The organism is Bifidobacterium sp. UBA6881 (assembly GCA_002451435.1).
Taxonomy (GTDB): domain Bacteria; phylum Actinomycetota; class Actinomycetes; order Actinomycetales; family Bifidobacteriaceae; genus Bifidobacterium.
Genome location: DKCF01000082.1, coordinates 39,639 through 45,767 on the forward strand (window position 1 = coordinate 39,639; position 6,129 = coordinate 45,767).

Here is a 6,129-nt window from a genome sequence, read left to right on the forward strand (position 1 = left end):
CCGCCGAACACGTCGTCCTCCGCCTTGATCCGCTCCGATTGCGGGGAACAGATCTTGCTGAAGGCCCGTTGATTGTCGGCGCTTTCGTCGTTTCGCTCCTGTTGCCGCGTCTGCCCGGTATCCACTGTGTTCCATTGAATTTTGACGGCGTGGACGGATTTCCGTGGATTCCACACGTCGCCGGAGCCCACGTCGTTGAGCAGCGCGAGACGGTGGTTCACCCGGAACACGAGTTCGCAGGTGGCGTCCACGTTTTTCACAGAGACATAGCCGGCATCCGCCATGTCGGGCGAGTCGATGCACAGGTAGTTCTCGGCGTTCTGCGCCCATGCGGCATGCACCCTGCCTTGGACCGAGACGGGACGGACGGTTTCTCCGCTGCCTGCATGGGGCAGGTCCGCGACGCTTCCGGTGGCGAGGTCCACCGTCGACAGGCCGTGCGGCGTGGCGGCCGCGACCCATCCTCGCTGCAGTCCGTCGACGGGCGCGTCCTGCAAGGTGATTATGCCGCGGACTCCGATATGCGCGCCGCCGCCCGGCCATCGCACCGTGCCGTTCGCCGCGATGACGGGGACACCGCCGATGACGGTGAATGATTCGACGTTTTCCTTCATATCGAACATGGCTGTCTGCGCGACGCGCCTTTTCGACATGTCGAGTTCGAGCACGGCGCCGTCCGACGGACGGTATCCGTAAACGGTTCCGTCGTCGGTCACCACGATCCGGCCTCCGGTGCCGAGCCTCATCTTCGGAGCATCGGACGTTGGGGCGACGGCGCCCACGTCTTTCGCGGAGCCCGCCCACACGTCGCCATTGGCCGTGTTGATGAACGCGACCGTATCGCCGCCGATCAGCGTCCGCATGCCGGACGTGATGGCGGTTTCGCCGGTCGTGCTGACGGTGGATGCCGCGATGCCGCTCGCCTTCGTGGCCTCCGCGAGCACGGTGTCGCCTTCGTGCTGGACGATGTCGAACCGCGCCGACGAGGAGGCCACGCCGGCATCGGCGTCGTTGTTGCGTACGTTGAACCGCGCGGCCTTGCGATGGCTCAGCGAAGTGACCCACACCGTGCCGTCGTCGAGCTGGACGTGCCTCTGCGTCACCGAGCCGACGATGATCGCGCCGGCAACGATGCCGAGCAGCAGCGCCAGCGCGACGATCGGCGTCGTCCACGCGCCGCGCGGGGGCGGCGGACGTCGGCGCAGCGCCTTCCTCCGCCTGTGCCTTGACGGGCGTTCGGAACGTTCATGGGGGAAAGGTGCGATGTTCATAGGTCCTGCCGATCTCTGTCGTGTGGTGGTCGCCGCCTACGGTTTCGCCACGCAGGCGATGGAAGGTGTGTCCGACATCCGCCGGTTCTCCCGGACCAGACTCACCTGGATGCAGGTCCGTGGCCCGTCGGCCGCGTCGACCCGGATGCTCTCGGAACGGACGATGGCTCCCCGCGCCTCCCGATCCACGCCGTCGTCGCCGACCGGCGACCAAACGTAGGAATCACCGTCTTCGGGATCGGGATTCGTCCATGTGAACGTCACGCTGTCGCCGTCCGGCGAATACCGGCCCGACAGATCCTCCACTTCCGGCACCCGGCCGGATGCGATCGGGTCGTCTTCCGGAACATGCGGCATATCCGAATCGCGGGCGGTGCCAAAGCCCGTCCTCACGCCGCCATCCATGGAGACCGAATCCGATTTCGGTACGACCACGCAAGTGAACGCCAGCGCCGTACCGGCCAGCATCGTGGCCGCGACAGCCACAGGAACGATCCGGTATTTCCGTCTGGCCGGCTGCGACGCCGAAGAAGACGCGCCCAGCCGCCGCGGTCGCATGATCGTCCGCGGATACGGCGGCTCGCCGGCGACGACGGTCGGATCGGCCCTCCCATACAGTTCGTATTGCGCGCGCTGCATGGCCCTGGCGAATTCCAATGCGGAATAGTACCGATGCTCGGCGTCCTTGCTCAACGCCTTGCGCAGAATCGCGCATATCGTCTCGGGAACGTCGGGCCTGCCGAGTTCCGGCAATGGTCGCTTGACGATGAGGCGCCCCAACGCGTTCCGCCGGGCTCCGGCATCCAGACCGGCCAGCTCCCGCCCGTATCCGTGTTCGTACGGGGATGCGCCGGACAGCATGGCGAACAGCGTCGCCCCCAGCGAATAGACATCGGTGGAATCGTCGCCGTCGCTGCGATGCGACAGTACCTCGGGCGCGGCCCACGGCACCGAATATTCCGATCGTCTGCCTGCGTAGAGGTTCTTCGCGATGCCGAAATCGGAAAGCATCGGCGTGCCCTCGGTACTGAACAGGATGTTCGCCGGTTTGACGTCGCGGTGGATGATGCCCTTCCGGTGCGCGCTCGCCAACGCGCTCGCCAATGCGATGCCGATGGACAGCGTCCGGTCCGGATCGAAGGTGCCCGTCCGCAGCATCCGGCCGCAACTGCCACCCTCCACATACGCGAACACCGTGTATCCATGCCCCGAATCGGTGACGCCGGCATCATACACGGGAACGATGTTCGGATGTCCGGAAAGCCGTCTCATGAACAACGCCTCACGGTGGCGCCGGCCGTCGCGTCCCGTCGGATCGACCGGAGTTCGGCTCACTTTGACGGCCGCCATCCTCGACATGGCCGGCTGCATGTACAGATACACGTGCGCCTCCGACCCGTCCCCCAACTTGCGGACGAACACATATCCGGGGATTTCAGGGGGTCTTGGCTCCTGGGGAATCGTCATTGAACCGTCTCTCTTCTTCGCGACACTTCCCCTCATCCTAGACCATAAGCCACCCTAAAGCGAACATTGCGGAAAGGGGCATGAACGGTGGTGCGAAATGTGCAGTTCACAGGTGGGCTCGGCATGGCGCGGATGCGATGAGCGCCGGTCGGGTAAGCTGGGAAACCATGATGGATGTGGATGATTTCGCGCAGGCCACGCTGGTGGCGGGCGCCCCCCGCAGCGGCAAGACCGAATTCGCGCTGCGTATGCTGATCGCCGCGATGAAGCGGCACGGAGACGCCTCGGCGGTGATGACGGTTTCCGGCAGGCAGGTCGCCGATGCACTGGGAGACCGGGTGATCCACGAATTGTCGGCGGTGTCGCAGGCCCGCCCGGTCACCACGCTTCCCGCGGTCGCGTTCCGCATCATGACCGCCGTGCGCTCGCGCGCCGGCCTGGCGTTGCCGAAACTGCTCAATGGCGCCGAACAGGACATGGTCATCAGGCGGATGCTCACGGCTCATGCGGAACATGGCGAACGCGGCGACGAATGCGCCACCTGCAAGCTGCTGCGCGCGTATTTCGCCGTGGCCGACTGGTCGGGAATGGCGGTGGATGACGCCAACGACGCCTTCGCCAACCAGCTGCGCGACATGCTCGCGCGCATGAACGAAATCGGCGCGAAGCCGGAATCGGAGGACGCGCTGATCATACGCATGGCAAGCCAAGGCGAGATCGACGAGCGCCGTGAACGGCTGCGCGTCCAATGGCGTCTGGCGTTCGCGCTCCGCGGAGAATACCGGCATGCCATAGAACAGGCATACCCAGGCCAATACCGTCTGGACGCCTCGCAGCTGATGGTCGACGCCACATCGGCGGTCGCTCAGGCCATGGAAGACGATCTGCCCGAACTGCTGATCGTCGACGATTTCCAGGACGCCACGCTCGCCGGATTCGATTTCCTCGACGCATTGCACCGCCGCGGCGTGCGCCTGCTGCTGGTGGGCAACCCCGACGAATCCGTGCAGACGTTCCGCGGATCATATCCGGAATACCTGTTCGAAGCGGCGAAAACACGCATGGGGGCGCGGCTGGAACGCCTCGAACCGGACGCCGTGCGGCCGGTCGACTACCGCACGCTGCTCGCCGCGCGCGTCAGCCTTTCCATCGCCAGCGTCGAACAATCCGACGAGGCGCTGCCGGACCGGCCGGGGAAAATGCCGAAGATCGCGGGCGCATGGCCGCTCGGACGATTGCCGGAATCGGACGGGCTGCCCGACGACGGCAGCGTGGAGACCGCGCTGTACCGTTCGGCGGCCGAAGAACTCGACGACGTGGTGTGGAAGATCAAAACCGAGCATCTGCGCAATCGCCGCGAGTGGAACGACATCGCGCTGATCGCGCATGACAACGCCACCGTGCGCGCCTTCGGCGAACGATTGCGCTCCGACGGCGTGCCGGTACGCTATTCCAGCGTGACCCGGCCGCTGAAGGACGAACCGTTCGTGCAGGGATTGTTCGCGCTGATCGAATTGGCCGCATTGAAGGAACGGACGATCACGGCTTCCTCGATGGGCCTGCGCGCGGCCGGCGAATACATTCGTTCGCGTGTCGCGTCGATCATGAATTCGCCGCTGGTCACCATCGGCGGCGATCGATGGCATGAGGGGCGTCCCGCGCGCATCACCGCCGTCGAATCGGCGATGGACGCGCTCGGTGCATTGGCCTCCGTGCTGGAATCCGATGACGAGGCCGGCAAAACGGATGATGCCGCCGAGACGAGGAGGCGGGACCATGCCGAATACGCGTTGCTGCCGAAGCTGATCGACGCATGGCACGACTACAAGACCGCGTTCCGAAAGGCGCGCGATTCACGAGACGCAAGTCTCGAAACGACGTCGGACGCGACGATCGCGGTGGACGACACGCTCGTCGGGCAATCACCCGACGACGACCCCGCGTTCGGCATCGGCGCGATGTACATCCTGCTGTTGGAAGGCGACACGTCCGGAGTGCTCGACGCCATCGCCGCGGTGCTGGGCCCAGACCCCCAGGCCAAGGCGTTCGGGAATTTGTGGAAGATGGTCGACGCGACCATCGACAACGAACGCGGTCTGGCCTCCCGCGAACCGCAATACGTGCTCGACTGCGCGTGGCGCGCCTGCGGCAAGGCCGAGGTCTGGCAGCGCGTCGCTCTGGAACATTCCGCGGCGGGACGCGCGGCCAACGACCGTCTCGATGCCGCGATGCGGCTGTTCAGCTACGCGTCGGGCGGCGAGACGGAAGGCGTGATGGCCGCGCGCACCATCGGCACGTTCATCGAACAGGTGCGCTCGCTCGCCATCGAGGCCGATTCGCTGGCCCGCACCGCTCCGATCGACCAGGCGGTGACGCTTGCCACGCCGGCGGGCGCGGCCGGGAGACATTGGCGGATCGTGTTCCTACCGTCCTTGCAACAAGGGCAATGGCCGAACCTCACGCCGCGCAACACCCTGTTCGGCGGCGAGGAGTTGGCCGACGTGATGCTGCACGGCGAGCTCCGCGACGACATCGTCACCTCCTCGGGCCGGCAGGACGCGCAGATGGCCGCGGTGCTCGCCTCCGAGCAGAAAAGCTTCCTGGTGGCCCTGACCCGTGCCGACGAGCGTCTCGTGCTGAGCTCGGTGTTCAACGACGACAACGTGCCATCGGATTTCCTGTACGGCTACGTTCCGGAACGATTCGACAGGGAACGCGACGCCGATGCGCGCACGCGCGCATACGCCGAAGTCGGGCGGTCGGACGTCTTCGCCGGCCTTGACGCCGACCCGCGGGGATTGGTGGCCGCCGCGCGCAGCGTGCTCGCCACGGCGCCCGAAGGCTCGCCTCAGGCACGGGACGCCGCGGCGGCGCTGGCCTTGCTGGCCAATCGCGGCGTCGCGGCCGCGGACCCCGATAACTGGCCGTTCACCGACGCGGCTTCCAGCGGCATCGAGTCCGAGGCGGATTCCGATCGCGCCGAATCCGAGGCTTCGTCCGATGGCGCGGATTCCGGAGATGCCGCGGCCGCCGTCTCCCGACCCGCGGCCGCGGAACGTCCGGCACCATCCGCACGCCCCGCGTCATCCGAGAGGACCTCGGACGCGAGAAGCTCCGACGTGGTCACCCTATCCCCGTCGGCGGTGGACAACCTGTGGGCGTGCCCGGTGTGCTGGATGCTCGAAAACCGGTTTGCCGGACCCCGCGTTGGCAGCGCGGCCACGAACTTCGGATCGATCATCCACGCCGTGGCGCAGAAGGCCACCGAGGCGAAACTCGATCTGCCGCGGAACCATACCGCGCCGAGCGACGAGGAGAACATCGAGGCGATCACGCAATGGATGACCGCCGAATACCGGCGGATGCGCGGCGATCTGAACGCCATCGGCGA

General features: G+C 66.3%; 2 protein-coding genes and 1 pseudogene. 1 reads left to right on the top strand and 2 read right to left on the bottom strand.

Translation table 11 applies throughout. From position 1 onward, the window contains the following. Together B3C64_RS06500 and B3C64_RS06505 are read right to left on the bottom strand one after the other, a co-directional pair. A pseudogene (locus tag B3C64_RS06500) lies at window positions 1-1,271 on the bottom strand (AAA family ATPase); the annotation flags it as partial. Between the two features lie 36 nt (window positions 1,272-1,307). Further along, entirely contained in the window at window positions 1,308-2,738 is a 1,431-nt protein-coding gene (locus B3C64_RS06505) for a serine/threonine protein kinase (protein ID WP_291534562.1), read from the bottom strand. A gap of 167 nt (window positions 2,739-2,905) precedes the next feature. On the opposite strand from B3C64_RS06505, the gene B3C64_RS06510 reads away from it, so the two are divergent. Next, window positions 2,906-6,129: UvrD-helicase domain-containing protein (locus B3C64_RS06510; protein WP_291534563.1), on the top strand; the 3,224-nt coding region annotated here is incomplete at its 3' end.

Excerpts from the sequence above, each read along its gene's own strand:
- B3C64_RS06505 (WP_291534562.1), bottom strand. The coding sequence starts at position 2,738 with ATGACGATTCCCCAGGAGCCAAGACCCCCTGAAATCCCCGGATATGTG.